The following is a 25213-nucleotide window of genomic DNA, read 5'->3' on the forward strand; positions in this document are numbered from 1 at the left end:
TCTCCGACGCCGACCGCTGGGATCTCGCCTTCTTCGTCGCGGCGTCTGCGGCGACGTCCTCGCCGGGGCGCTCAGGGGTCGCTGTGGACGCGCGGCGCTTCGGGGTACAGCGACCGGAGCCCGCGCCACGCGACGTCGGTCGCGCTCTCCGCGGGCTCGGCGAGATCCCACTCCAGGTAGAGCTTGTCGCCGTCGTAGCAGCCGAAGCTCGTCGAGAGGCAGAGCATCGGCTCGCGCTCGATGGCGTACCCCGTGCGCGCGACATCGTGCCCGTAGACCGCCACGCGAGCGTCCCGGTCGAGCGCGCGCAGAAAGGCATAGGCGCGCTCGCTCGAGGTGCTCCGCGCCCAGAGCAGCGCGCCGAGCGTTCCCTGCAGGCTCATCTCCGAGAGCGGTATGTCGAGGAACCCGTCGAGCGGGAGCCGCTCCAGGTCCTCCCGGCTCTGGATGCGCGCGTGCGGCGCGGCGTGGAGCATGACCAGCCGGGCAGCGCCTGCGACCGCGACGAACGGCCACCCGCGGAACCAGCTCCGCATCGCCAGCGTGTCCTCCGGACCGAGCAGCTCCTCGAGCCGCTGCGCCTCGTCCGGAAAGAACTTCGCCACCACCGGACCCCCCACGTGCGCGTGCTCGTGGTTGCCAAGCAGGTAATGAACCCTGCCGGGGTGCCGTTCCGCGAGGCTCCTCGCCTTTTTCAACAAGGTCACGGAGTCGCCCCGGTAGAATGAGCCCAGGTAGTCGGGCCATTCACCCTCGTCGAGCTCGGGCCCGTGGACCAGGTCGCCCGTAATGACGAGCACCGCGCCGTCAGGGCCGGCCGCCGCCTGGTCGAAGATCTCGGCGATTCGCTCGAAGTCCGCGACATTGCCCTGAAAGTCGGTGGCGACGATCAGTCTGCCCCGATCAGGTAGATCGACGACACGCTGCACGTCTCCAGCATAGCCGAACGTCCCTGCGTTCGCCTCGCGCGAACTGAGCCCGAGCGGAGGCGCCACGCCGGCCGGCGGCCGATTCACTTGCAATCTGCCAGATCGTCCATATTTGCTGCAATACTACAGCGGCACTGTCCCTTGGCGGGGCTTCTCGCCCGGGCTAGGCTCCCAGCTGTATGCAAAACCGGAATCTTTCAGCGTGGGTAGACGAGGTCGCGCGCCAGACGCGGCCCGATCGGGTCGTCTTCTGCGACGGCTCGGAGGCGGAGAACCGGACGCTGATCCAGGGGATGCTGAGCGACGGCACGGTCATCGCGCTCAACGAGGAGAAGTACCCCAACTGCTATCTTCACCGGAGCGACCCGACCGACGTCGCCCGGACTGAGCACCTCACGTTCATCTGCACTCGCGATAAAGAGGATACGGGCCCGACGAACAACTGGATGTCGCCGGAGGAGGCCTCGCGGCGGGTCGAGCGGCTGTTCGACGGGGCGATGAAGGGGCGGACGATGTTCGTTGTTCCGTACCTGATGGGCCCCGTCGGGTCGCCCTCGGCGAAGGTTGGAGTCGAGATCACCGATAGTCCTTACGTCGTCGCGAGCATGAGGATCATGACCCGTATGGGCCGGGTCGCGCTCGAGGCGCTGGGCAGCTCCGAGGATTACTGCCGGGGGCTGCACTCGCTCGGAGACCTGAGCCCGGAGCGCCGCTTCGTGTGCCATTTCCCTGCGGAGCGGCTCATCTGGAGCATCGGCTCCGGGTACGGGGGCAACGCGCTGCTCGGGAAGAAGTGCTTCGCGCTGCGCATCGCGAGCACGATGGCGCGCGACGAGGGCTGGCTCGCGGAGCACATGCTCATCCTCGGTTTGGAGGACCCGGAGGGCCGGGTGACGTACGTCTGCGCGGCGTTCCCGAGCGCCTGCGGGAAGACGAACCTCGCCATGCTCGTGCCGCCGGCGTCGCAGAAGGGCTGGAAGGTATGGACGGTCGGCGACGACATCGCCTGGCTGCGGATCGGCCCGGACGGCCGGCTCTGGGCGATCAACCCCGAGGCGGGCTTCTTCGGCGTGGCGCCGGGAACGAGCTCCAGGACGAACCCGAACGCCCTGGCGACGCTGGCCAGGAACTCGATCTTCACGAACGTGGCGCTCACGCCGGAGCGGACGCCGTGGTGGGAGGGCTTCGACGGTCCTGCGCCGCCGGTCCTCACCGACTGGAGGGGCCGCCGGTGGACGCCGGACACCAAGGAGCCGGCGGCGCACCCGAACAGCCGTTTCACGTCGCCGGCCCGCCAGTGCCCGTCCATCTCGCCGGCGTTCGAGGCCGCGGCGGGCGTGCCGATCTCGGCCATCGTCTTCGGCGGCCGGCGCGCGCGGCTCGCGCCGCTCGTCTGCGAGGCGCGCGACTGGGCCCACGGGGTCTACCTGGGCGCGACGATGGCCTCCGAGACGACCGCCGCGGCCACGGGCCAGGTCGGGGTCGTCCGCCGCGACCCGATGGCGATGCGCCCCTTCTGTGGGTACAACATGGGCGATTACTTCCGGCACTGGATCGAGCTCGGTCAGGGCCGCGCGGCGTTCCCGAAGATCTTCCACGTGAACTGGTTCCGGCAGGGCGAGTCGGGCAAGTTCCTCTGGCCCGGCTTCGGCGAGAATCTCCGCGTCCTCCGCTGGATCCACGCGCGCGTGAACGGGAAGGCGCAGGGACGCGAGACGCCGGTCGGGATCATGCCGACGGACGGCGAGCTCGATACGAGCGGCCTCGACCTGAACGACGAGGCGATGCGCGAGCTCTTCGCCATCGACCGCGACGCGTGGCTGGAGGAAGCGCGCGATCGCGAGGCGTTCCTGGAGTCGTTCGGCGCGCGCATTCCCGAGGCGCTGCTCCGGGAGAACCGGGATCTCGTGGCCCGGATGCAGGCGTGAGCTAGCGCCGTCCTCCCGAGCGATTCATCCGACCCACGCCACCCGCGAGGCCTGGAGCGGCATCGCGCCTGAGGCGGCCGCCCCCGACCGGAGCGGCCGCCGCCGAGGCGAGCGCGCTCTGTCCGAGGCGAGCGCGCTCTGTCCGAGGCGAGCGCGCTTCGTTCGACGCGAGCGCGCCGCGCCGGGAGCCCAGAGAAAGCGGCCTCACGGTCAGAAGCCCACGGAAAGCCGTCGCGGCCGCGCCCGTCCGTTCTCTGATGAGGACGGTCGGGAATGTCTTGACGCCGGTACAGGTCGGCCCACACAGTTCTTTCAAAGAATTTTGAAACTTTAATGAGCCCTCCCAACGACATCCAGCGCCAGGCGGAGCTGCTCGCCGCGGACGCCATCGGCGACGTCATCGAGCACTGGGGCTTCCGCCGCGTGCTCGGGCGGATCTGGACCGTCCTGTTCATCGCCGGCGGCGCCCTGTCCGCCGCGGAAATCGGTGAACGGCTGCAGGTTTCGTCCGGCGCCATGAGTATGTCGCTGACAGAACTTCAAAGGTGGGGTGTAGTACGAAGAGTATGGAAACCGGGAGAGCGGAAGGAGTTCTTCGAGGCCGAGACGGACTTCTGGAAGATGATTTCCAAAGTGTTCGCCGAGCGCGAGCGGCTCATCGCCGACTCCGTGAGGGAACGCCTCGAGCGGGCCTCCGCGCTGCTCGAGAGCCTGCCTCCCACCGACGCCACCCGGTTCAGCCTCGATCGGGTGGAGCGGCTCCTCTCGTTCGTGATCGTCGCGCAGACGGCGCTCGACGGGTTCATCAAGAGCAGGACCGTGGATTTCTCGCGGTTCGGGGACCTGGTCCGGTTCCCGATCCGGGCCGTTCGGTCCCGGCGAGGCGCCTAGCGGGCTCGTGATTTCGGAGAGCTCGGCCGCTCGTGGGCCCCGCGCGGTGCGGGGAGCGCGTGCGCTCGTGCTTCCAGGTGGAGATGGGATGACTGCGACAACTACGTTTACTGGGACGGTCCAGCGGAGCGATGTCGTCTCGAGCCTCGGAGGCATGTGCGCTGGGCGAGGGCTCGAACCGCTCGCCGCGCGCCTCGCGGAGCTCAGGCGCCTGCTCGACGGGGACCTCGACGACGTCGAGCGCGAGATCGCGAAGGTCGGGCTGGACGGCGAGACGCCGGCGCACCGGAGCGCGCGGCACCTGCTCGGGCTGAACGGCAAGCGGCTGCGGCCGATCTGTGTCGCGCTGGCCTCCCACATCGGGGGCGGCTTCAACGAGGCCGCGCGGACCTTCGCCGTGACGGTCGAGCTCGTCCACAACGCGACGCTGCTCCACGACGACGTCGTCGACCTCGGCGACCGCCGGCGCGGCGCGGACGCGGCGCGCGTCATCTACGGCAACGCCGCGTCGATCTTCGGCGGCGACTACCTCCTGGTCGAGGCGCTCAGCAAGATCCAGGCGGTGGGCATGCCCGACGTGCTCGAGCGGGTGCTCCAGGTGATCAAGGAGATGGTCGTCGCCGAGGCGCTCCAGCTCGCGTCGCGGGGCCGCGTGCGCACGAGCACGAGCGAGTACTTCCAGATCGTCGACGGCAAGACGGCCTCGCTGTTCCGCTGGGCGATGTTCGCCGGCGCGCGGGCGGGCGGGGTCAGCGAGCCGCTCTGCAAGGCGCTCGAGAGCTTCGGCACGAGCCTCGGCGTCGCGTTCCAGCTCGTCGACGACGTGCTCGACTTCGCGGGCGATCCGGACGCGACCGGCAAGGCGCTGCTCACGGACCTGCGCGAAGGCAAGATGACGTACCCGCTGCTCCTCGCGATGGAGCGCGACCGCGACCTGACGCCCGCCCTCGAGGCGCACTGCGCGTCGGAGGAGACGGCGGCCCCGCCGGAGCTCGGCCGGCGCATCGCGAAGGTCATGGTCGAGCAGCGCGTCGTGGACGACTGTCTGGAGCTCGCGTCGCGGCTCTGCGGGGACGCGGTGCGGAGCATCGAGCCGCTCCCGGAGAGCCCGGCGAAGGCGGCGCTGGAGGGGGTCGCGATGTCGACGCCCCGGCGGAGGCGGTGAGCGGCGATGACGGATTTCCCGGTGCAAGGCGGAGGGCGCGCGCCGCTCTCGCGAGCGCGCGCGGCGCGCGGAGGTGGCCCATGAGCCAGAACGTGTCCAGCCGGATCAGCGGCTTCTACAAGCGGTGCGTCGAGGAGCGGCTCCGCGCGATCCAGGCGCTCGGGCTGCTCGACGAGGACGCGCTCGCGCACCTCGCGAGCGGGGGCGGGCTGCCGACGGCGGTGGCCGACCGCATGTGCGAGAACGTCATCGCGACGCACGCGCTCCCGCTCGGTCTGGCGCTGAACTTCCGCGTGAACCAGCGCGACGTGCTGGTGCCGATGGCGGTGGAGGAGCCGAGCGTCATCGCCGCGGCGTCGAACGCGGCGCGCATGGTCCGCCTGTCGGGCGGCTTCTCCGGCGAGGCGGACCCGCCGATCATGACCGCCCAGGTCCAGCTCGACGACGTGCCCGACACGGAGGCCGCCGCGGGCCGGCTGGAGGCCGCGCGCGCGAGCCTGCTCGCGGCCGGCGACGCGGCGATCCCGAGGATGGTGGCGCGCGGCGGCGGCTGCCGCGATCTCGAGGTGCGCGTCCTGTCGGCGGAGCTCGGCGTGCTCGTGGTGCACCTCTACGTCGAGGTCGGCGACGCGATGGGCGCCAACCTGGTCGACACCGTGGCCGAGGCGGTGGCGCCGCTCGTGCAGCGCATCGCCGGCGGGACGATCGGCCTCCGGATCCTCTCGAACCTGAGCGTCCGCCGCCTCGTGCGCGTGACGGCCACCGTGGGCGACGACGCGCTCGGCGGCGCGGACGTGGCGAGCGGCATCGCGCGGGCGAGCCGCTTCGCGGAGCTCGATCCGTACCGCGCGACGACCCACAACAAGGGCTTCATGAACGGGCTCGACGCGGCCGCGGTCGCGCTCGGCCAGGACTTCCGAGCGATCGAGGCGGGCGCGCACGCGTACGCATCCATGAGCGGCCGGTACCGGCCGCTCAGCACGTGGGAGCGCGTCCCCGGCGGGCTCGTGGGCCGCGCGGAGCTGCCGCTCGCCGTCGGGACGGTGGGCGGCTCGACCGAGGTGCACGCCGGCGTGCGCGCCGCGCTGCAGCTCGTGGACGCGAAGAGCGCGCGCGAGCTCGCGGTGGTGCTGGCCTCCGTCGGGCTCGCCTCGAACCTGGCGGCCCTGCGCGCGCTCGCGAGCGAGGGCATCCAGCGGGGCCACATGCGGCTCCACGAGCGGAAGCGCGCGCTCGCCGTCACGGGGACGGGGAGCGACGAGGACACCGCGCCGCCGTCCGGCGAGGGCAAGCGGTTCGCGCCCGAGCGGGCCGAGGCGCCGCGCGCGGTGCAGCAGGCGGAGGGCGGGACATGAGCCAGATGGATCACGGCGAGGCGCCGCGCGGCGGGCGCCGGTTCGGCACCGGGGAGATGTTCGACGGCATCGCCGAGCGGTACGACCTCTTGAACCGGGTCATCTCGCTGGGGCTCGATCAGGGCTGGCGGCGGCGCGCGGTGCGCTCGCTCGAGCTCGCGCCTGGCGCCACGGTGCTCGACCTGGCGACCGGCACCGCCGACCTCGCCATCGCGATCGCCCGGACGCACGACGTGAAGGTCGTCGGGGTCGACCCGTCGCAGGGGATGCTCGGCGTCGGCCGCCGGAAGGTGGAGGCCGCGGGGCTCGCCGGGCGGATCGAGCTCGAGGTCGGCGACGCGGAGCAGCTGCGGTTCGGCGACGCGAGCCTCGACGGCATCTCGATGGCGTTCGGGATCCGCAACGTCCCCGACCGGGCGCGGGCGCTCCGCGAGATGGCGCGCGTCACGCGGCCCGGCGGGCGCATCGCGATCCTGGAGCTCAGCGAGCCGCGCGGGGGGATCATGGGCAAGCTCGCGCGCTTTCATATTCACACGGTCGTCCCGTACGTCGGCGGCGCGATCTCCGGGCGGGACGAGTACCGGTACCTGCAGGACTCGATCGCGAGGTTCCCCCCTCCGGACGAGTTCGCGGAGCTGATGCGGGGCGCGGGGCTGCGCGTGCTGCGCGTGGAGCCGCTGACGATGGGCGTCGTGTGCCTCTTCGTCGCGACGCCCGAGGGGGCCTGAGGTGCGCGCGGCCGAGGGCAGCCGAGGACGGTGATGAGCGGCTCGAACCTCCACTCGGCCTGGGCGCAGCTGTTCGTCCGCGCGCTGGCGCAGGCCGGGGTGCGCGACGTGGTCCTCTGCCCGGGGTCGCGCTCCACGCCGCTCGCGATCGCGGCGGTGGAGAGCGAGGAGGTGCGCTGCCACAGCGTCGTCGACGAGCGCGCCGCGGCCTTCTTCGCGCTCGGGCAGGCGCGCGTCACCGGCCGGCCCAGCGTGTTCGTCTGCACCTCGGGCACCGCCGGCGCCCACGCGCTGCCGGCGATCATCGAGGCGCACCACAGCTTCACCCCGCTCGTCGCGATCACGGCTGACCGCCCGTGGGAGCTCGCCGACGCCGCGGCCTCGCAGACCATCGATCAGACGAAGCTCTTCGGGGACCATGTGCGTCACTTCGCCGAGCTCGGGCTGCCGGATCCGTCGCCCCTCGCGATGCGCGCCGTGGCGCGCATCGCGGCGCAGGCGGTCTCGCGCGCGCTCGCCCCGACACCTGGCCCGGTCCACATCAACGCGCGCTTCCGCAAGCCGCTCGAGCCGGTCGACGCGGCGGGACCCGAGGCCTGGCAGGCCGAGTGGGAGGCGCAGATGCGCCGCGCCGGGCCGCGGGTCGTGGCGGCGCGCGCCGGGGTCGACGCGCGCGCGATCGAGGAGATCGCGGCGCGGTGCGCGCGCGCCGAGCGGGGGCTCATCGTCTGCGGCCCCGCCCCGAGCCGCGAGGACGACGCGCGCGCGCGCCGCGCGGTGCTCGCGCTGTCGCGGGCGACCGGCTTCCCGGTGCTCGCCGAGGGCACGAGCCAGATCTACTTCGGCGGCCTGGCCGAGGGCGTCGTGATGCCCGCCTCGTTCGATTCGTTCCTCCGCGCGCCCGAGTTCCGCGCGGCGAACGCGCCCGATCTCATCCTCGAATTCGGCGCCCCGCCGACGTCGGCCGGGTACGCGACCTACATCGCCGAGCACGCGGGCTGCCGCCGGTTCGTCGTGGCCGCGCACGGCTGGAACGATCCGACGAGCGCCGCGGCCGCCCTCATCATGGCCGAGCCTGCCGAGCTGTGCGAGGCGCTCGCGGCGCGCTTCGCCGGGGCGGCGCTGGACCTCGGGCGTGGGCGGCGGGACTGGGCTGCGACGTTCGCGCACGCCGGCGACGTCGCGGCGGCGCAGTCGGCGCGCGCGTGCGCCGGGGACGAGCTCACCGAGGGCGCGGTCGCCCGGGCGGTGGCGAGCGCGTGCCCGGAGGGCTCGCTGCTCGCGATCGGCAACAGCATGCCGGTGCGCGATCTCGACACGTACTGCCCGCCGTCGGCGCGCGCGCTGCGCGTCCTGCACCAGCGCGGCGCGAGCGGGATTGACGGCCTCGTCTCGGGGGCGGCCGGCGCCCGCGCGGTCGCGGCCGCGCCGCTCACGCTGCTGCTCGGCGATCTCAGCCTGCTGCACGACCTGACCGGGCTGCTCCTCGCCGCGAGGGCAGCGGGAGACGGCGGTGCGCCGCTCGTCATCGTGGTGGTCCAGAACGACGGTGGCCGCATCTTCGAGCACCTCCCCGTCGCCAGGCGCGGCGCCGATCTGCTCGAGCGGTGCTTCACCATGCCGCAGCACCTCGACTTCGCGCCCGCGGCGGCGATGTTCGGGCTCGCCTACGAGCGCGCCGGCACCGCCAGCGGGCTCGCCGGCGCCATCGCCGCCGCGTACCAGCGGCCCGGCGCGACGCTGATCGAGGCGGTGGTGCCGCCCCATGACGGCGCCGCCCGCGTCGCGCGGCTCTGGTCCGACGTCCGCCGCGAGGTCGCCGCCCTGAGCAGCGCGCCGGCGGCGGAAGGGGCGGCGGCCGATCTCGAGCCTTCATGAGCGGCGCGCGCGCCGAGAACCCCGAGCTTGCCGAGAGGGATCCACGGTCATGAGCCAGGTCAACGCGAACAGAAGCCCCGGACCCGAGTCCCCGACACCGGCGGCGTCAGGCGAGGACGTCGCGCGGCGCTCGCGCGGTCGCGTCGCCGCGCGCGGGCGCGGCGTCCGCAAGCAGGGGAGGCGATCGTGAGCGCCGCGGCGGCCTCGCAGGCGGCCGGAGCAGCGGCAGCGAGCGGCGTGCGCCCCGGCTCGTTCCGAGCGTGGCTCCTCGCGTGCCGGCCGGCGACGCTCACGGCCGCGCTCGCGCCGGTGATGGTCGGGACGGCGGTCGCCTACGCGCTCGGCGGCATGCGGCTCGGCCCGGCGCTCTCGGCGCTGGCGGGCGCGATGCTCATCCAGATCGCCACGAACTTCGCGAACGACGTCTTCGATCACGAGAAGGGCGCCGACACGCACGAGCGGCTCGGTCCCACGCGCGCCGTGCAGGCGGGGCTGCTCACGCCGCGTCAGGTGCGCGTCGGGCTCCTCGTCACGATCGCCCTCGCGGCGCCGTTCGGGGTGCACCTTGCGCTCGTGGGCGGGTGGCCCATCGTCGTGATCGGCGTCGTCTCGATCCTCTCCGGCGTCGCGTACACCGGCGGCCCGTACCCGCTTGGCTACCACGGCCTCGGCGATGTGTTCGTGTTCGCGTTCTTCGGCCTCGTCGCCGTCTGCGGGACGGCGTTCGTCCAGCTCGGCTCGGTGCCGCCGCTCGCCTGGGCGGCGGCCGTGCCGGTCGGCGCCCTCGCCACCGCCGTGCTCGTCGTCAACAACGTCCGCGATCGCGACACGGACGTCGTCGCCGGCAAGCGCACGCTCGCCGTTCGCTTTGGCCGCAGGGCGGGCGTCCTCGAATACGCGATGCTCCTCGCGGTCGCCTACGCGGTGCCGGTCGCCCTCGCCGTCGGCGAGGGCCGGCGGTGGACGCTCCTCGTCCTCGCGACGTTCCCGCGCGCGGTGCGCCTGCTCCGGGTGCTGGCGACCACCGACGGCCGGCCGCTCAACGACTGCCTCGCCGGGACGGCGAAGCTGCTGCTCGCCTACGCGCTGATCTTTTCGCTGGGTCTCGCGGCCCGGCTGTAGGAACGATGCGCGTCGTCGCCGCCAGCCTTGCGCAACGGGACATCGAGGGCGCGCGCCGGGGCCTCGTGCTGTCGCTCACCGACGACGAGGGGCGCGTCGGCCTGGGCGAGGCCACACCGCTCCCCGGTTTTTCACCCGATACGGCCGATGAAGACGAGCGCGCGCTCGCCGAGCTGCCCGGGGCGCTCGGCGCGATCGACCTGCCGCTCGAGGACGTGACGGCGACGGCGTCCGCGATCCAGCGCGCGATCGCTCCGCTGTCGCCGCAGCTGCGCTGTCTGCCGGCGGCGCGCTTCGCCCTGGAGACGGCGCTGCTCGATCTGCTCGGCCAGCGCCTCGGCCTCCCGGTGTCGGCGTGCCTCGGCGGACACCGGCGCCATGCCGAGGTCCGGGTCAACGGGCTGCTCACGACCTCGGTCGCCCTGCCGGAGATGCTCTCGCGCGCTCGCGCGCTCGTCGCGCGAGGCGTCCGGGCGATCAAGGTGAAGCTCCGCTCGCGCGGAGAGGAGGGGTTCGCGCGCGACCTCGAGGCGCTGCGCGCGCTGCGGCGGGAGCACCCGGCCATCGAGCTCCGGCTCGACGCGAACGCGGCGTGGTCGCTGGAGGACGCGCCCCGCCGGCTCGCCCTGCTCGCGCCGCTCGGTCCCCGCTTCGTCGAGCAGCCGGTCCCGCCGGAGCTCCTCCACCTCCTCGGCGCGCGCGATGTGCCGTGGGCGGCCGACGAGTCGCTCGCCGTCGAGGGCATGCCGGAGCGCCTGCTCGAGGCGGAAGGCTGCGCCGCGTTCATCCTGAAGCCGGCGATGCTCGGCCTCCTGCGCGCGCACGAGCTCGGCCAGAGGGCGCAGGAGCGCGGCCTCGGCGCCGTGGTGACGCACCTCTTCGACGGCCCCGTCGCGCTCGCCGCCTCGTGCGAGCTCGCGCTCGCGCTGCCGCGCCCGCCGCTCGCGTGCGGCCTCGACGCGCACGCCGGCCTGGAGGCGTGGCCCGAGATCCCGATCCCGCAGCTCCGCGCGGGCGGCCTGGTCGTCGCCAGCGAGCAGCCCGGCCTCGGCATCCGGCCATGGACGGCCTGAGCCTCCTCGAGGCCGTGCGCGATCCCACGGTCGCCGCGCGGACGGCGCTCGTCCACGGCGGCGTCGAGGCGGACGCCCCGCGCGAGGTCGACGTCCCCGGCCTCGGCGTCGGCCCCGGCGGCGCCCTCCGCTTCGGCGACCTTGCGCCCGCGGTCGCGGCCGTGTGCACCCGGCTCGCCCGCGCGGGGGTAGGGCAGGGGGCTCGCGTGGCGCTCGTCGCGCCGAACGCGCTCGGGACCGTCGTCGTCCTCCACGCGCTGCTCGCGCTCGGCGCCATCCTCGTCCCGATTCACCCGCGGCTCACCGCCGGCGAGGCAGGCGTTCTGATCGACGACGCGCGGCCCGACCTCGTGCTGCGCGAGCCCGCGCTCGCTGCCCTGCTCCAGGAGGCCGGACCGGAGATCGCCGCGCTCCGCGATCGCGGGCCGCGCGCCGTCGAGGCGGCCGGCATCCGGGCGCCGGACCCTTCCGGCGATCTCGCGATCGTCTACACCTCGGGCACCACCGGGCGCCCCAAGGGCGCGGTGCTGCCGCGCCGCGCGTTCCTCGCCGCCGCCGCGGGGAGCGCGGCCAACCTCGGCATGCGCGACGACGATCGCTGGCTGCTCTGCTTGCCGCTCTGCCACGTCGGGGGCCTCTCGATCGTGACGCGCTGCCTGCTCGCGCGGCGTGCCGTCATCCTCGCGCCTCGCTTCGATCCCGCGTCGGTGCTCGCCTCGATCGTCCGCGACCGCGCGACGCTGCTCTCCGTCGTGCCGACCATGCTGCTCGCGCTGCTGGAGGCCGATCGCGACAACGTCCTCGCCCGGCTCCGCGCGGTGCTCGTCGGCGGCGCGGGCGCTCCGGAGCGGGCGCTCGGCGAGTGCGCGCGCCGCGGGGTCCCCGCGCTCACCACCTACGGCCTCACCGAGGCGTGCTCGCAGGTCACGGTGCAGCGCCCGCGCGATCCGCGCGCCCGCGAGCCGGGCTCCGGCGCGCCGATCGCCGGCATCGATCTTCGCATCGAGGGCGCCGGCGGCGACGGTGTGGGCCGCATCGAGATCCGCGGCCCGGTGCTGTTCCGCGGCTACTACCGCGGCCCCGAGCGCGCGCCGGAGCTCCTGATCGACGGCGCCGGATGGTTCAGCACCGGCGATCTCGGCGCGCTCGACGCCGCCGGGCGGCTCCACGTCGCGGCGCGCCGGAGCGACCTCATCGTGACCGGCGGCGAGAACGTCTATCCCGCCGAGGTGGAGCAGGTCCTCGCGTCTTGCGTGGGCGTCGCCGGCGCCGTGGTGTTCGGCGTGCCGGACGAGCGGTGGGGCCACGTCGTCGCGGCGGCGATCGTCCCCGACCAGGCCGCGCCCGGCGCGCCGGTCGGCGCCGCGCTCTCGCCCGCGCTGCTCGACGACCTCGCGGCCGTCGTCGCGGCGCGGCTCGCCCCGCACAAGCGCCCGCGACGCCTCTGCGCCGTCGCGGCGCTCCCGCTGACCTCAGCGGGCAAGCTCGATCGCGCCGGCGCGGCGGCGCAGCTCGCGGCCGCGCTCGCGCCGTTCCCGGCGCGCTAGCGCGCGGCACGGCGCCGGCGGCCGGCGCTCGCCGCGGTCACCCGAGCGCGGTGCGCAGCCCGTCCGGGAGCGGACACGGGATGAAGCGCGCGCCGTCGATGCACACGTGCACCGTCTGCCCGATCGCGGCGATCCCGCCCGCGGTCGTCACGCGGTAGCCCACCGTGAACGAGGTGTCGCCGAGCTTCGGCGCGAGCACCTCGACCTCGATCGCGTCGCCGAACCGGAGCGGCAGCAGGTAATCGGCCTCGGCGTGGACGAGCGGCAGCTTGATCGCGCCGCCCGCGATGAGGGCGGGCAGGTCGATGCCCCGCTCCTTCAGCGCGATCATGTACGCGTCGCTGAAGTACTCGAGGACGCGCGGGTAGAAGACGATCCCGGCCGCGTCGACGTCCTGGAAGCGCACGGCGCGGCGCTCCACGGCGAGGCGGGGCGCGGTCTGCTTGAGCTCATCGATGCTGAAGGCGCGCTTCATCGCGCTGCAAGCTAGCGCAGGCGGCGCCGCGCGCGTCACGAGGAGAGCGGCGCGCCGCCGGGAGCGAGCCCCGCGCTGCCGCATCTCCACACGCCGGCGCGGCCGGTCCCGGCCGGCAGCCGGCCCGGTGTCACGTGGCCGTTCCGTCCCTTTCTGCTCGCCGCCGTCGCTTTCGCGGTCCATGCTCGCCCCCGATGGCTGACCGATCTCCCGGCGGCCTCGGGCCCGGGTCCCGCAGGCTGGGCCGCGCCACCGGGGAGGACCGCGACAGGTGCGCGACGCGACACCTCGGGACCGGGGCGCCGCGCTCCCGCGGCGCGGCCTGCGCGCTCGCTTGCCTCCTGGCAGCTGGCCTCGCGGCGGCATGCGAGCCTGCGTCGACGTCGCCCCCGACGCCCACGCCCTCCCAGAGCCCGCCCATCGCGCCGCTCGCGGCGCTGCCGCGTCCCGCGGTCGCGGAGACCCGGGCGCCGACGGGCGCGGCGCAGGCGTCGAACCCGCTCGGCCTCCCCGCGCACCCGGTCAAGCTCGATCTAGGCCGCCGCGTGTTCACCTTCTCGGACCGGATGCTCGCCGGGGCCAAGCTCGGATCGACGCTCGTGCTCTACGCGGCGACCGTGGTCGGCTTCGACGGCGACGACCTCATCATCGAGGGGAGGGGCGGACCGTCGTACAAGGTCCACCCGGGCTACGTCGTCCCCGTGCCTGACGCGCCGCGCCTCCGGCCGCACGAGCCGGTGCTCACGGAGTGGAACGGCGTGATGAAGCACGCCGTCATCACCCGCTTCGTGAAGGACAAGATGGAGGTCCGCTACACCGACATGGACCCGCGGACCCCGCTCGCGCAGCTCAAGGGTGTCCGCTTCGTCGTGCAGACCGAGGGGCTCGCCCCCGGCAACTTCGCCGCGTGGAAGGACGGCGAGACATGGCGCCACGTGCTCCTCGTGTCGCGGCTCGGCAGCTCCCCGGCGGAGCCGGGCGCAGTCCTGACATCGCTGCCGAGCAGCTCGGCGCGGTGGTTCGCCCTCGGTTACGGCGGCGCCGCCCTGCTCGCCGACGAATCGGCGCTGCGCCCGCTCCCGGTCAAGCCGCGGCTCAAGGTCGGGGCGAGCGTCTGGGCCGAGTGGGTCGGCGCGCTGCGCCCCGCGGTCGTGCAGAGCGCCGAGGAGACGGGTCTGTACACCGTCAAGTTCGAGCGCGCCGGGCGGCCGGTCACGGTCGGCTGGGGACTGCTCACGCCGCCGCTCAATCCATAGCCGCGCGCGCGGCGGCGGATCGAGGGGCCACGCCGGTCGCGGCGTCGACCCGAGCCAGGGAGAAGCCCAACCGCGAAACTAGCTAGAGCACGCCGGCGCGCGACGCAGGTGCGCAAGGCGCTACGCGTTTTCGCCCGACATAGAGAGTGGTAAGCGCTGTAGTATGGATCTCAAGAGCGCCTGGCTGATAACGCGCCAGTGGGTTCCTTTCACCCTGAGGACCATGTTCTATGGCACCGTATCGCTGACGCTGGGGCCTCTCACACCGCAGCGCTCTGCGAGCCTCTGGGCGATGCGGCGCTGGTGCCAGGCGAGCGCACGCGGGCTCGATATCGATATCCAGGTGAGCGGCCTCGAGAACGTTCCTCCCGGGGTCTTTATCTACTGCTCCAATCACCAGAGCGTGCTCGACATCCTGGTGCTCGGCGCGGTGCTGCCGGGCGACTTCAAGTGGGCAGCGAAGCGCTCTCTCCTGAAGATCCCGTTCCTTGGCTGGCACCTCCAGCTCGCGGGCCATGTGCCGGTGGATCGCACGGTCGGCTCCCGCGCCGCGGTCGAGGCGATCTCGCGGTTCGAGCAGGTGCTCCGGAGAGGCGCGCCGCTGCTCGTGTTCCCGGAGGGGACGCGGAGCGAGGACGGCGTGCTCCGGCAGTTCAAGAACGGCGGCTTCTATGCCGCCGTCCGCGCCGGCGTGCCCGTGGTGCCGGTCGCCATCGAGGGCACGCACCTGCTCATGAAGAAGGGGGCGATCGACTCGGGCGACGGCACCCAGCGGCTCGTTCAGGTGCGGGTCGGCGCGCCGATCTCCGTGTGCCCGGACGGCCGCGAGGCGGCGCGGGTGAGCGATCTCCGCGAGCGCGCCCAGGCCGCCGTGAGCGAGCTCCTCCGGTCGATCGGCGGTCGCGTCGAGGCGTCGACCGGCGCCGGGGCCGCCTCGGAGCCGCCGGCGAGCGGCGCCCGGACCGAGCAGGCGCCCGGCTGACGCGCCGGCGCGCCCGGATCAATCGCAGAAGCTGGGGAGCTCGTCGATCTCCGCGAGCAGCTCGGCGTAGTCCTCGATGCGTCGGCCCCCGCGGGCGTCGTCGTCGAACTTGTAGAGCACGCGCCGCGTGAGGGGCACGCCGGCGTTTTCGTAAGCCTCCGCGTCGGTCGCCGTGTTGCCGAAGGCCCACGCGGGCAGCATCTCCCTCCTGTCGAAGAGCTGCTGCAGCTCCGCTGTCTTGTACTCCGCAGCGTCCTCACCCGTCGCGCCGGTCAGGCCGAGCGTTGTGTGCACGATGCCGGACGGGAAGCCGTAAGCATCGAGGAAATCGCGCGTGCGCTGGACGAGCCACTCCGGCCGCGCGGTCAGGTACATCGGGCGGTAGCCCTTGGCGACGAGCCGGTGGAACGCCGCCGCGGCGTGCGGCTGAACGCCGGGCAGCTCGCCGACGAGAAGGGAGGTGAACTCCTCCGTCTCCGTGCCGGTCAGCGTCCCATCGACGTCGCTCACGAACATCGGGGCGCCCCGGGGGACGACCTCGAGGAAGAGGTCGGCGCTCGACAGGTCGCCGCGGACGACCATGTGGACCCGGTGCCTGCCCACACCGAGCCGCTGCGCCGCAGGGATCTCGAAGTAGACGCGGCCGCCGTCGTCGCTCACGCCCTCGACCTCGGCGTGCGTCGAGTCCGCTTCCGTCGTGGTCGTCGAGCCGAGGCGCTCCCACACGCCACCGCAGCCGCGGAGCACATAGATGTCGACCCGCTCACCCTTCAGATCCTTGTCGGTGAGCCCGTAGGCGAACTTACCGATGATCCACTGCGGCTCATCCGGGGTCAGGTAGAGATCGCGCCCGCGGTGGTTGGGGAACCCAGCCGCGGTGATGATGTACGAAGACGTGTGATGCCATGAGAGCTCCTCGCCCGGATCCGGCGGCGCGGAATCGCACCCGCGAACCAGGTCGCACAGGGGGCTCGGCGGCCCGCCGCCGGTCGAGAGGTCGCCGCCCTCACCGCTCGATGGGTCGCCGCCGCTGCCGCCCTGGCCATCGCCGCTGCCGCCCTGGCCATCGCCGCTGCCGCCCTGGCCATCGCCGCTGCCGCCCTGGCTCGATGAGCCGCCGCCCGGCGGCTCATCGACCGGCGCCCACCCGAGCGTCGCGTCGGCCGATCCGCAGCCGATCGTGAGCATTGTTGTCGCCATGACAAGAAGGATCCTGGTCTGCATCGCGCCCGAGTGTGACCGAGTCACCCCCGTCCGAACAACGGCCTTTCCGAGGATCGACGACCTCGCACGACCTCGCGGCGGATCGCGCTCGCCCCTTGCGCGCGGAGCTGACTCCGGGCAATCGTAGCTGCCCCAACGATGCCCAAGCCCAACCCGATGGTGCTGCTCCGCCAGGCCGGTGACTACCTCAAGGCTCACCCGGAGGAGATCGTGAGGGCGCTGCGCGGCGCGCTCGGCCTGCGCTTCGGCGTCCCGATCGATGCGCTGCGCTACTTGGCGCGAGAGCTCAGCGGCGGCAAGCGCGCGCCCAAGGACATCGTGATCGAGGCCGCGCCCCCCGGCCTGCGCCTCGCGCTCACGGTGAAGGTGATGGGCGCCCCGATCCGGGCCTCGTTCGCCGTCTACGCCGAAGAGCTCGACGTGCGCGCGGACGCCATCCAGGTCGGCCTGCGGATCGCCGACCTCAAGCTCCACGTGATGGGCGACGAGAGCTCGCCGATCGCCGGGCTCATTAACTCGGGGACGATCGATCTCGACAAGCCGGGCAACCTCGTTTCCTTCATGCCGAAGCGGCCCGCCGCGCTGATCGACGCGAAAGATGACAGGATCACCCTGGATCTGCTCAAAATTCCCGCTGTCGGCGGGAATCCGGCGGTCGCGCGGGCGCTGCGCATCTGCGCGCCGGTGCTCGGTGTTCGTGCGCTGAAGACCAAGGATGACCACCTGGACGTGCACCTCAAGGCCACCCCCTCCGGAGTCGCCGCCGCGATCGCCGCGGCGCGCGCGGGCGTCTGAGGGTCTTTCCGGTAGGGGTTGTCGCCCGCTAGACTTCATCGCGCATGTCTCGGCTCCCCGAGCCCTCACCGGCTGCGCTCTCGCTCCAGTTCCTTGCCGAGATCGCGTCCGGAGCGACCACCCGCGTTGATCTCTGCAGGTCGGTAGGTCCGCACCGGCCCGGGGAGCTGCTCGCCGTCAAGCGGCTGCACCCGCACTTCGCCGAGGACCGGACGGTGTCCACCCGGTTCTTCGACGAGGTGCGCACGACCGCGGCGCTCAAGCACCCGAACGTCGTCGAGGTCGCCGGCTGGGGGACGGACGACCAGGGCTCGTACTTCGCCGTCGAGCTCGTGCAGGGCGTGAGCCTCGCGCGGCTCATGAAGACCGTCTTCGACACGGGCGAGGTCTTCTCCGAGCGGCTCGTCGTCCACATCGGCGCGACGCTCTGCCGCGGGCTCGGCGCGGCGCACGAGCTCCGCTCGCCGAGCGGCGAGCTGCTCAACCTGGTGCACCGCGATCTCACGCCGGGCAACGTGCTCGTCGGGTTCCAGGGCGAGGTGAAGGTCGCCGATTTCGGGCTCGCCAAATCGTCGCTCCGCGTGATGACCACGGCCGTCGGGGCGCGCCGGCGCGTGACGACCTACATGGCGCCGGAGCAGGCCCGTGGGGGCCCCGCCGACAGGCGCTCCGACCTGTTCTCGCTCGGCGTCGTGCTGTTCGAGCTCTTCTCGGGCAAGCACCCGTGGCCGTCGTCGAGCGACTACGAGCTCCTGCGGAACATGACGACGCAGCCCGCGGCCGACCTGCGGGAGCTCCGGCCGAAGATCGACAAGGAGCTCGTCGCGATCGTGATGCGCTGCCTCGAGCGGGACGCGCCCTCGCGCTTCCAGAGCGCGGACGAGATCCTCGCGCGGCTCGAGGGCTGGCTGCGCAGCCACGGGTACCTCGAGGGGAACGAGGAGGCGCTCGGCCGGTTCGTGCGGCGCAACGCGATGAGGCAGATGCGCTGGTTCGAGCGCGCCGTCTCCGGCGGCTTCGCCGGGGTCGCCAAGGCGCCGCGCCCCTCGCTCTCGGCCACGACGACGACGCACCCGCGCCGGCCCTCCGCCGACGCCGCGCGAGACAGGGGAGCGAACGCCGCCGACCGGCTTCGCCGGAACGGCGCGGCGCGCGGCCCCGACGACGATGCGACCGACTTCGAGACGCGCGGCGGCGGCACGTCATCGCCGCTGCCGTCGGGCCCCGGCTCGCGCGGAACGGACACGGTGGACGGCAGCTCGCGCCGGCGCGGGACGCTGCCCTCCGAGACGGCCGACGAGAAGACCGTCGTCGTCGGGAGCAGCGGCCGCGGGCGCGGCGACCCCGCGTCCGACAGCTCGGGCAGCGGGCGGCAGCGCGGCAGCCTGCCTTCGTACGGCTCCATCACCGCGCAGGACGCCGAGCCGCGCTCGACGTCCGCGACGACGCCGACGTACGCCGAGCCGCCGCCCTCGATCACCGCGGCGGCCGCGTTCTCGCTGGAGCACGACGCCGGGGCTGCTCCCCTGACGCAGGGCGCGCCGGAGAGCGCGCACCAGCTCCACGCGGAGGTCGACCGGCTCACGACCGAGGCGATCCGGAGCCGCGAGGAGGCGCGCTTCGCGGTCGCGCACGCCGAGCGCAAGCTGGCGCTGGCCAAGGTGGCGGCGCACATCTCCGAGATGGCCGCCGAGGTGCTGCGCCTCTCCGCGAGCGCCGGCGCAGAGAGCGCGCAGCGCCGCCTCGACGAGGCGCTCGCGCTCGAGCGGGCGATGCACAAGGTCATGTCGGCGCCGCTCACGCTCGCGCCCGAGGCGACCGCGCTGCCTGTCGCGTGGGGCAACGAGCGGCAAGTCATCCTCGCCCAGCTCGGCCTCGAGCACCTGGCGTCCCCCGCGGCGCCGTCGCCCCCGGCCCTCGGCGCATCCGCATCCTCGCCTGGGCTCCCTCTGGGGCGCCGGGACGCCGGCGCGGCCCCGCAGATCGCGACAGCGGCCGGCGCGAACGGGGGCGCTGCGGGCACACCGACCGCCGCGTTCGCCGTCCAGGGCGACGCGTCCGGCCCCGACACGCGGGCCAACCCGCCGAGCTCCACGGAGGCGGTCGCGTTCCAGGCCAGCCTCCGGCCGATGCTCCTCGGGGTACCGCGCGCGCTCGCCCTCGCGGTCGCGGCGGCGGCCTTCATGGCCTTCGTCCTGCTGGCCTGGCTCTATTCCTGACGCGCAGGCGCGACGCGCGCCCTCGGAGCTCCGCTGTCGCGCGCCGGCGCGCCGCGCCGAGGAGCCCGCCTCGCGCGGGCGTGCACGTCGAGGAGCCCGATCTTGCGCGGGCGCGCAGCGCCGAGACGTCGCTTGATCCTGGCGGGGCACGGCGGTTACCGTCCTAGGATCATGAGCGAGCAAGGCGACTGGGTGCTGATCGGCCTGGACGAGAACATGGCGCGCCGGCAGGGGATCCCCGCGCGCATGCCGGTACCTCGGGGCGAGTTCGAGGGGTTGGCCGACAAAGGGCTCAGCATCGACGCCGCCCGCAAGTGGATCAAGGACTTCCTCACGAACTCCGAGCCCGGCAAGAGCGGCGTCTGGCGCAAGCAGAACAGCACGCTCGTCTCGCAGTTCGAGGCCTTCCTCGACAAGACGCCGGTCTGGGAGCGCGCGCAGAAGGCCTTCGGCGAGCGCGACTACGAGAAGGCGATCTCGGCGCTCAAGCGCATCGTCACCATGGACCCCGACGACCACGCCGCGCGGCTGAACCTCGCCTCGGCGCAGGCCAACATGGGCGACCACCCCGCGGCGCTGAAGAGCTTCCAGGCGATCCGGAAGACGTTCCAGGGCGACGCCGACTACCACGTGGCGGTCGGGCAGGTGCACCTGGCGATGCAGAAGAAGGACGCCGCCCTCGACGAGATGGTGCTCGCGCTCGAGGCGAAGCCCGACTGCCAGCCGGCGCTCGACGCGATGGTGCAGCTCGGGGTCCTCGTGCCGATCTACGAGAACCCGCGCGACGCGGCCTCGCTCGTCTACGTGCGCTCCGACGCGGTGCTCGACTACCTCACGGGCCAGTGGGACGCAGCGCCGCGCGACAGCGCCTTCTATCTCGAGCAGCTCGCCTACCACGAGCGCGAGCTCCGCCACGACGTCGCGCTGGCCGCCGCCGACCGCGCCGTCGCGGGCGCGGGCGAGGGGGAGGGGGAGCGCGTCGAGCGAGCGCACCTCGCGCGGATCGCCGCCCTCCGATCGCTCGGGCGCATCGACGAGGCGCTCGCCGCGGCCGAGGCGCTCGTGAAGACGGCGCCGTCCTCGTCCGGCGCGTGGGTCGAGCTCGCGAAGTGCCTCTCCCAGTCCGGCCGCGGCGAGGAGGTGCCCGCCGCGATCGAGCGCGCGCTCGAGAGCGACCCCGGCGATCTCGCCGCGCTCTCGCTCCGGTTCTGGCCGAGCGACGCCGCGGACATCCAGAAGGTCAACGCGGCGATCCCCGCGCTCGCCACCTTCGTCGCCGCGCACCCCGACAGCGCCGGCGCGCGCCGCTCGCTCGCCCGCGCCGAGCTTGTCGCGGGCCGGATCGACGACGCGCTCGCCGGCTTCGCCGCGGCCGTCGCGCTCGCGCCCGGGGACGACGACCTCAGGGCCGAGTACTGGAGCGAGCTCGGAAAGCAGCAGCGGTACCAGGAGATCATCGCCGACGCCGGGAAGCTCTCGGATCTCTCGAAGCGCGACTGGAAGCTGCGCTGGAACGAGGCCGAGGCCTACGCCGCTCTCGGCAAGAACATCGAGGCGCGGGCGGCGTTCTCGGCCATCAACTTCGACGAGTCGCTGCACGTCGACGTGCGCCGCAGGGCCAAGCGCGCCGTCAAGACGATGGACGAGACGCCGCCGGTCGTGACGTGACGCGAGGGCCCCGGTCGTGACGTGACGCCGGGGCGCCGGCGGCGCGCGCTCAGAGCGAGCCGGAGACGCCGAGGCCGAGGGTGTCGCCGGTGACGATCGGCTTCACGGAGAGGGCGACGTCGTTGCGGACGAGCTTCTTCTGCGGCGCGGCGAGGCCGCCGATGAACATGGCAGCGCCGGCGACCTGAGCCAGCCCGTCGACCATGAGGACGAAGACGCCGCCGCCCTTCGCGTCGGACGTGCCGATCGTGATGAAGGGGCCGGCGAGGGGGATGTAGAGCGGGATGTAGCTCTGTCCGGTGCCGCCGCTCGCGCGATCCGCGCTCTCCGCGACGAGCCCGACCATCGCCGAGAGGATGTACGTGACGCCGAACGTCACGGCGCCGCCGATGATCAGGCCGCGGCGCGCCCTCTCCTCGACGCGGTAGCCCTCGGGGACCGCCTGCCCTTCCTCGTAGTTCATGATCCTCGGGCCGACGGGATACGTGCCGGAAGGCTGGGCGTAGCCGGGCGGCGGGCTATACCCAGGAGGGGGGGCGTAGCCGGGCGGCGGGTAGTAACCGGGCTGCTGCCCGTAGGGGGCGGGTGCGCCGTACGGCGGGGGAGATCCATAGGGCGCGGCCTGCGGCTGCGCTCCGGCAGGCGCGGACTCAGCCGGAGGGGGCGCCTGCGCGAAGGCGGAGGATGCGCCGAGCAGGACTGCGGCGAGAGATGCTGCGCTGGCGAAGAGGGCTCGGGATGGGTGCGCCGAGGCGCCCTGTCCGGGATAGATGTGCATGGTCTACGACGCTAACGCAGCTCGCGCGCAAAGGTCCAGACGAGCGCAGGACGCCGCTCTGCCACATATGTGCTCTCGGGCGCCGCGCGGCCTCCATCCCGAGCCCGGTCCGAGCGACGCCGCGAGCGACGCCCGGGCCCGCGGTGGTCGAGCGAGGCGCCCTGCCGGGCCTTGCGCGCGGTCGACCGGCGGAACGGGCCACGCAGCGGCGCGTCCGGCGGCGCCTACGCGCGCGTGCGCGCGTGCTCCAGCGGCTGGCTCGCGAGCGCGCCGCCGTCCTTGCGCGGATCGAGCGCCGGCGCGTGGTGGTCCTCCAGGAGCCGCGGGGTCTCTCCCGTGATCAGCCGCGAGGCGCGCTCGTAGGTCAGGTACGACAGGGCCCACGAGAACAGCACGAGGAACCGGCTGCGGAAGCCGATCAGGAACAGGACGTGGACGAAGAGCCACGCGAGCCACGCCGGGAACCCCGAGAGCTTCACCTTGCCGAAGTCGGCGACCGCCGCGGCCCGCCCGATCGTCGCCATCGAGCCCTTGTCGCGGTACCGGAACGGCAGCCGCGGCAGCCCCCGCACGGTGCGCGCGATGTTGCGCGCGGCGTGGCGGCCTGCCTGGATCGCCGCGGGCGCCACGCCCGGCACGGGCGTCCCGTCCTCCTGCTTCAGCGACGCGAGATCGCCGACGACGTAGACGTCCTCGTGGCCGGGCACGGTCAGGTCCGGCGCAACCAGCACGCGCCCTGCCCGGTCGAGCGGCACGCCGAGGCTGCGGGCGAGGGGGGACGCTGCGACGCCGGCCCCCCAGAGCACGGTCTTGGCCTCGATCCGCTTGTCGCCGATCGAGACCCCCTCGTCGTCGATCTCGGTGACGAGGCAGCGCGTATGCACCTCCACCTTGAGCGCCGCCAGCTGCTCTCGCGCCTTCTCGCCGAGCTCCGGGACGTACGATGGCAGGACCTGCCCTGCGCCCTCCACGAGGAGGATGCGCGCGTCGCGCGGGTTGATGCGCCGGAACTCGTGCACGAGCGTGTGCCGCGCGAGCTCCGAGAGGGCCCCGGCGAGCTCGACGCCCGTCGGGCCCCCGCCGACCACCACGAACGTCATCCAGGCGCGCCGCCGCGCCGGATCGGGCTCGCGCTCGGCCGCCTCGAAGGCGAGGAGGACGCGCCGGCGTATCTCCAGCGCATCCTCGACGGTCTTCAGCCCGGGCGCGAACGGCGCCCACTCGTCGTGCCCGAAGTAGGAGTGCGACGCCCCGGCCGCCATGATCAGCTTGTCGTAGCCGAGCTCGCCGTCCTCGAAGATCACCCGCTTCCGCGCCGGGTCGATCGCCGTCACCTCGGCGAGGAGCACGCTCGCGTTCTTCTGCTTGCGGAGCACGCGCCGGATGGGCGCGGCGATGTCGCTCGCGTTCAGGCCTGCGGTGGCGACCTGATACAGGAGGGGCTGGAACGTATGGTGGTTGCGCCGGTCGATCACGGTCACCCGCACCGGCTCGCGCCGGAGCGCCTTCGCCGCGTAGAGACCGCCAAAGCCGGCGCCGAGGATGACCACGTGCTCCATGCCGTGGCCCTGTTCCCTGTGAGCTGCTTCAGCAAGCGGGATTACATAAAATAGCGCGCTTTGACCTTGGACGAGCAGGTCGCGTCCATCAACCGGGCGCGGGATGGGCGGAAAGACGGCCGCTCGCGCTCCTCGCCCGGCGACATTGCCCGCCACTCGCCTGGCGGTGCTCGCTTCCGGCTGCCTGGCGGCAGGCGAGCGGGGTCCGGCCGACCGGCGGATGCCTGGGCGGCTAGATCGCTCTGCCCTGGGCGATCCACTTGTTCATGAAGACGGCGCTTTCCTCCCACCCTTGCCGCAGCTCCTTCTCGGCGCTGCTCTCGAGCAAGCCGCCGATTCCGAACACCTTCGCTTCGATGATGAGCTCGGCGATCCGACGCACCTTGCTGTCGCCGATCGCCTCGACGCGCACCACGCCCTCGTTGCGCATCTTGTCGGCCAGGGTGCTGGGCGTCAGCTTGAAGCTCCACACCTTCGTGGCTTTGTTCAGCCTGCCCTCCTCGGTATAGCGGAAGCCCGAGCCGAGCAGCTTCTCCACGGGGCCGGGCAGGTTCATCTTCGGCTTCCCGGCCGACTTCCGGATGATCTCCGTCTCCGTCTCGACCTGCTCCGTGATGGTGTACTCGGGGAAACCGAGCTCCTTCCGGTAGAGCTCCTCGTTGAAGGTCTTGTCCAGGAACAGCTTCCAAAAGGTGTCGACGTTGCAGTTGATCTCGTTCGTGACGGTGAACTTGCCCATGGATCGTTCCTTTGCGGTGCGGATGAGGTCTTGCTCCGCGTCTACCGCGGCCCGTCCGTGGCGTCCACGTCTCGCCAGGGGCCGCTGAACACAGGACATGCGATGACGAGGCGTCCGTCTTCGCTGTGCGGACCTCGCACTCACTGCATCGAGCGCGAGGTCCGGCCGAGCGTTTTCCTGCGAGCGAAGGCGCGAAGCGGACGCGGGATCCGGGTGGCGCCGAGACGACGCCGGCGACGTCCCGAATGGAGATCCGCGGCGTGCGGCCTTGTGGACGCTCGCTCCGCGCGATGCGGAGACCGGCGGCGGGCTTCCAGCGCTTCCGTATCCATGCAAACATCGTCATGCTGTGACGTGCATCCTCGTCATCGATGACGACACCGCGATCCGAGGCATGTTTGGGCGCGCGCTCCGTACGCTCGGGGACATCGAGGAGGCGAACGGCGGGGCGCCGGCGCTGCGCCGGCTCGCCGCGCGCAAATTCGATCTCGTGGTGCTCGACCTGCACATGCCGCTGGTCGATGGCTTCAGCGTGCTCGACTCGCTCTCGGCCAAGGGGGCGCTGAACCGGGACACGCCCGTCTTCGTCGTGACCGCCGATGAGTCGCAGCAGGCCCGCATCCGCGCGCTGCGGCGGCATGCGATCTTCCTGCTCTCGAAGCCGGTGAACCTCGCAATGCTTGTGTCGCTCGCGGAGTCGTCCCTGAAGAAATCTGCGTCTCGCGCCACCCCGCTGCCCGAGAAGCCGCTGCCCGAGAAGCCGCAGGCCGAGAAGCCGCAGGCCGAGAAGCCGCAGGCCGAGAGGCCGAAGAAGGACTGAGCGCGCCCGCGGCGGCGAAGCTCGCGGCGATGCACCGGTGCTGCGCGGAGGGCTGCGGAGACCGCTGCCGCACGCGGTCCGA

Annotated in this window: 21 protein-coding genes; 15 read left to right on the top strand and 6 right to left on the bottom strand. The window is 73.0% G+C overall.

Annotated elements, in window-relative coordinates:
* Positions 1–71 precede the first annotated feature (71 nt).
* On the bottom strand, positions 72–1016 hold the full coding sequence (locus WMF36_RS15750; RefSeq protein ID WP_437581918.1) for a metallophosphoesterase: 945 nt from the start codon (positions 1014–1016) through the stop codon (positions 72–74).
* 92 nt (positions 1017–1108) lie between these two features.
* Between WMF36_RS15750 and WMF36_RS15755 the strand changes: the two genes are divergently transcribed.
* The 9 genes from WMF36_RS15755 (at position 1109) to WMF36_RS15795 (ending at position 12616) form a co-directional block, all read left to right on the top strand.
* On the top strand, positions 1109–2857 hold the full coding sequence (locus tag WMF36_RS15755; protein WP_437580423.1) for a phosphoenolpyruvate carboxykinase (GTP): 1749 nt from the start codon (positions 1109–1111) through the stop codon (positions 2855–2857).
* A 333-nt stretch (positions 2858–3190) separates the two neighbouring features.
* Positions 3191–3748: a GbsR/MarR family transcriptional regulator gene (locus WMF36_RS15760; RefSeq protein WP_437580424.1), complete on the top strand. Its 558-nt coding sequence runs from the start codon at positions 3191–3193 to the stop codon at positions 3746–3748.
* A gap of 88 nt (positions 3749–3836) precedes the next feature.
* Positions 3837–4913, top strand: coding sequence for a polyprenyl synthetase family protein (locus WMF36_RS15765; RefSeq protein ID WP_437580425.1), 1077 nt, complete (start codon positions 3837–3839; stop codon positions 4911–4913).
* Positions 4914–4993: 80 nt separating this feature from the next.
* On the top strand, positions 4994–6268 hold the full coding sequence (locus tag WMF36_RS15770; RefSeq protein WP_437580426.1) for a hydroxymethylglutaryl-CoA reductase, degradative: 1275 nt from the start codon (positions 4994–4996) through the stop codon (positions 6266–6268).
* Positions 6265–6996 carry a bifunctional demethylmenaquinone methyltransferase/2-methoxy-6-polyprenyl-1,4-benzoquinol methylase UbiE gene (gene ubiE / locus WMF36_RS15775; protein WP_437580427.1) on the top strand — a complete coding sequence of 244 codons (732 nt, stop codon included), beginning with the start codon at positions 6265–6267 and terminating at the stop codon, positions 6994–6996. Before WMF36_RS15770 ends, ubiE begins: the two co-directional genes overlap by 4 nt.
* A gap of 33 nt (positions 6997–7029) precedes the next feature.
* A complete protein-coding gene (gene menD, locus WMF36_RS15780) occupies positions 7030–8874 on the top strand; it encodes a 2-succinyl-5-enolpyruvyl-6-hydroxy-3-cyclohexene-1-carboxylic-acid synthase (protein WP_437580428.1) in 1845 nt (614 codons plus the stop codon).
* A 186-nt stretch (positions 8875–9060) separates the two neighbouring features.
* Complete coding sequence (locus WMF36_RS15785; protein ID WP_437580429.1) at positions 9061–9996, top strand: 1,4-dihydroxy-2-naphthoate polyprenyltransferase; 936 nt, start codon at positions 9061–9063, stop codon at positions 9994–9996.
* Positions 9997–10001: 5 nt separating this feature from the next.
* Entirely contained in the window at positions 10002–11069 is a 1068-nt protein-coding gene (locus WMF36_RS15790; RefSeq protein WP_437580430.1) for a mandelate racemase/muconate lactonizing enzyme family protein, read from the top strand.
* Positions 11057–12616: an AMP-binding protein gene (locus WMF36_RS15795; protein WP_437580431.1), complete on the top strand. Its 1560-nt coding sequence runs from the start codon at positions 11057–11059 to the stop codon at positions 12614–12616. Before WMF36_RS15790 ends, WMF36_RS15795 begins: the two co-directional genes overlap by 13 nt.
* Positions 12617–12653: 37 nt before the next feature.
* On the opposite strand, the gene WMF36_RS15800 is transcribed toward WMF36_RS15795, so the two are convergent.
* Positions 12654–13091 carry an acyl-CoA thioesterase gene (locus tag WMF36_RS15800; protein WP_437580432.1) on the bottom strand — a complete coding sequence of 146 codons (438 nt, stop codon included), beginning with the start codon at positions 13089–13091 and terminating at the stop codon, positions 12654–12656.
* Between the two features lie 194 nt (positions 13092–13285).
* Here WMF36_RS15800 and WMF36_RS15805 point away from each other — a divergent pair, with 194 nt between their 5' ends.
* Both WMF36_RS15805 and WMF36_RS15810 read left to right on the top strand, forming a co-directional pair.
* Positions 13286–14347 (top strand): hypothetical protein, encoded by a 1062-nt coding sequence (locus WMF36_RS15805; protein ID WP_437580433.1) that lies wholly within the window; start codon positions 13286–13288, stop codon positions 14345–14347.
* Between the two features lie 163 nt (positions 14348–14510).
* A complete protein-coding gene (locus tag WMF36_RS15810) occupies positions 14511–15329 on the top strand; it encodes a lysophospholipid acyltransferase family protein (RefSeq protein ID WP_437580434.1) in 819 nt (272 codons plus the stop codon).
* 18 nt (positions 15330–15347) lie between these two features.
* On the opposite strand, the gene WMF36_RS15815 is transcribed toward WMF36_RS15810, so the two are convergent.
* Positions 15348–16529: a lipin/Ned1/Smp2 family protein gene (locus WMF36_RS15815; RefSeq protein ID WP_437580435.1), complete on the bottom strand. Its 1182-nt coding sequence runs from the start codon at positions 16527–16529 to the stop codon at positions 15348–15350.
* A 162-nt stretch (positions 16530–16691) separates the two neighbouring features.
* On the opposite strand from WMF36_RS15815, the gene WMF36_RS15820 reads away from it, so the two are divergent.
* From WMF36_RS15820 to WMF36_RS15830, 3 genes are all read left to right on the top strand, one after another.
* On the top strand, positions 16692–17348 hold the full coding sequence (locus WMF36_RS15820; protein ID WP_437580436.1) for a hypothetical protein: 657 nt from the start codon (positions 16692–16694) through the stop codon (positions 17346–17348).
* Between the two features lie 44 nt (positions 17349–17392).
* Positions 17393–19567 carry a protein kinase domain-containing protein gene (locus WMF36_RS15825; RefSeq protein ID WP_437580437.1) on the top strand — a complete coding sequence of 725 codons (2175 nt, stop codon included), beginning with the start codon at positions 17393–17395 and terminating at the stop codon, positions 19565–19567.
* 171 nt (positions 19568–19738) lie between these two features.
* Positions 19739–21235, top strand: coding sequence for a tetratricopeptide repeat protein (locus WMF36_RS15830; RefSeq protein WP_437580438.1), 1497 nt, complete (start codon positions 19739–19741; stop codon positions 21233–21235).
* 49 nt (positions 21236–21284) lie between these two features.
* Here WMF36_RS15830 and WMF36_RS15835 read toward each other — a convergent pair whose 3' ends face one another.
* The 3 genes from WMF36_RS15835 to WMF36_RS15845 form a co-directional block, all read right to left on the bottom strand.
* Entirely contained in the window at positions 21285–22013 is a 729-nt protein-coding gene (locus tag WMF36_RS15835) for a hypothetical protein (RefSeq protein WP_437580439.1), read from the bottom strand.
* Positions 22014–22237: 224 nt separating this feature from the next.
* The gene (locus tag WMF36_RS15840) at positions 22238–23572 is read right to left on the bottom strand and encodes an NAD(P)/FAD-dependent oxidoreductase (RefSeq protein WP_437580440.1); all 1335 of its coding nucleotides are present in this window, start codon (positions 23570–23572) and stop codon (positions 22238–22240) included.
* Positions 23573–23804: 232 nt separating this feature from the next.
* Complete coding sequence (locus WMF36_RS15845; RefSeq protein WP_437580441.1) at positions 23805–24311, bottom strand: DUF2505 domain-containing protein; 507 nt, start codon at positions 24309–24311, stop codon at positions 23805–23807.
* A gap of 349 nt (positions 24312–24660) precedes the next feature.
* Here WMF36_RS15845 and WMF36_RS15850 point away from each other — a divergent pair, with 349 nt between their 5' ends.
* A complete protein-coding gene (locus tag WMF36_RS15850) occupies positions 24661–25131 on the top strand; it encodes a response regulator (protein ID WP_437580442.1) in 471 nt (156 codons plus the stop codon).
* Positions 25132–25213: the final 82 nt, after the last annotated feature.

It is taken from the genome of Sorangium sp. So ce887 (genome assembly GCF_051521455.1).
Taxonomy (GTDB): Bacteria; Myxococcota_A; Polyangia; order Polyangiales; family Polyangiaceae; genus Sorangium.

What these genes read in the sequence shown, in the direction of transcription:
- WMF36_RS15820 (WP_437580436.1), top strand. Translation starts at nt 16,692, where the DNA reads ATGCCCAAGCCCAACCCGATGGTGCTGCTCCGCCAGGCCGGTGACTAC.
- WMF36_RS15830 (WP_437580438.1), top strand. Translation starts at nt 19,739, where the DNA reads ATGAGCGAGCAAGGCGACTGGGTGCTGATCGGCCTGGACGAGAACATG.
- WMF36_RS15795 (WP_437580431.1), top strand. Translation starts at nt 11,057, where the DNA reads ATGGACGGCCTGAGCCTCCTCGAGGCCGTGCGCGATCCCACGGTCGCC.
- WMF36_RS15810 (WP_437580434.1), top strand. Translation starts at nt 14,511, where the DNA reads ATGGATCTCAAGAGCGCCTGGCTGATAACGCGCCAGTGGGTTCCTTTC.
- WMF36_RS15825 (WP_437580437.1), top strand. Translation starts at nt 17,393, where the DNA reads ATGTCTCGGCTCCCCGAGCCCTCACCGGCTGCGCTCTCGCTCCAGTTC.
- WMF36_RS15755 (WP_437580423.1), top strand. Translation starts at nt 1,109, where the DNA reads ATGCAAAACCGGAATCTTTCAGCGTGGGTAGACGAGGTCGCGCGCCAG.
- WMF36_RS15765 (WP_437580425.1), top strand. Translation starts at nt 3,837, where the DNA reads ATGACTGCGACAACTACGTTTACTGGGACGGTCCAGCGGAGCGATGTC.
- WMF36_RS15845 (WP_437580441.1), bottom strand. Translation starts at nt 24,311, where the DNA reads ATGGGCAAGTTCACCGTCACGAACGAGATCAACTGCAACGTCGACACC.
- menD (WP_437580428.1), top strand. Translation starts at nt 7,030, where the DNA reads ATGAGCGGCTCGAACCTCCACTCGGCCTGGGCGCAGCTGTTCGTCCGC.
- WMF36_RS15805 (WP_437580433.1), top strand. Translation starts at nt 13,286, where the DNA reads ATGGCTGACCGATCTCCCGGCGGCCTCGGGCCCGGGTCCCGCAGGCTG.
- WMF36_RS15770 (WP_437580426.1), top strand. Translation starts at nt 4,994, where the DNA reads ATGAGCCAGAACGTGTCCAGCCGGATCAGCGGCTTCTACAAGCGGTGC.
- WMF36_RS15800 (WP_437580432.1), bottom strand. Translation starts at nt 13,091, where the DNA reads ATGAAGCGCGCCTTCAGCATCGATGAGCTCAAGCAGACCGCGCCCCGC.
- WMF36_RS15815 (WP_437580435.1), bottom strand. Translation starts at nt 16,529, where the DNA reads ATGGCGACAACAATGCTCACGATCGGCTGCGGATCGGCCGACGCGACG.
- WMF36_RS15760 (WP_437580424.1), top strand. Translation starts at nt 3,191, where the DNA reads ATGAGCCCTCCCAACGACATCCAGCGCCAGGCGGAGCTGCTCGCCGCG.
- WMF36_RS15835 (WP_437580439.1), bottom strand. Translation starts at nt 22,013, where the DNA reads ATGCACATCTATCCCGGACAGGGCGCCTCGGCGCACCCATCCCGAGCC.
- ubiE (WP_437580427.1), top strand. Translation starts at nt 6,265, where the DNA reads ATGAGCCAGATGGATCACGGCGAGGCGCCGCGCGGCGGGCGCCGGTTC.
- WMF36_RS15840 (WP_437580440.1), bottom strand. Translation starts at nt 23,572, where the DNA reads ATGGAGCACGTGGTCATCCTCGGCGCCGGCTTTGGCGGTCTCTACGCG.
- WMF36_RS15790 (WP_437580430.1), top strand. Translation starts at nt 10,002, where the DNA reads ATGCGCGTCGTCGCCGCCAGCCTTGCGCAACGGGACATCGAGGGCGCG.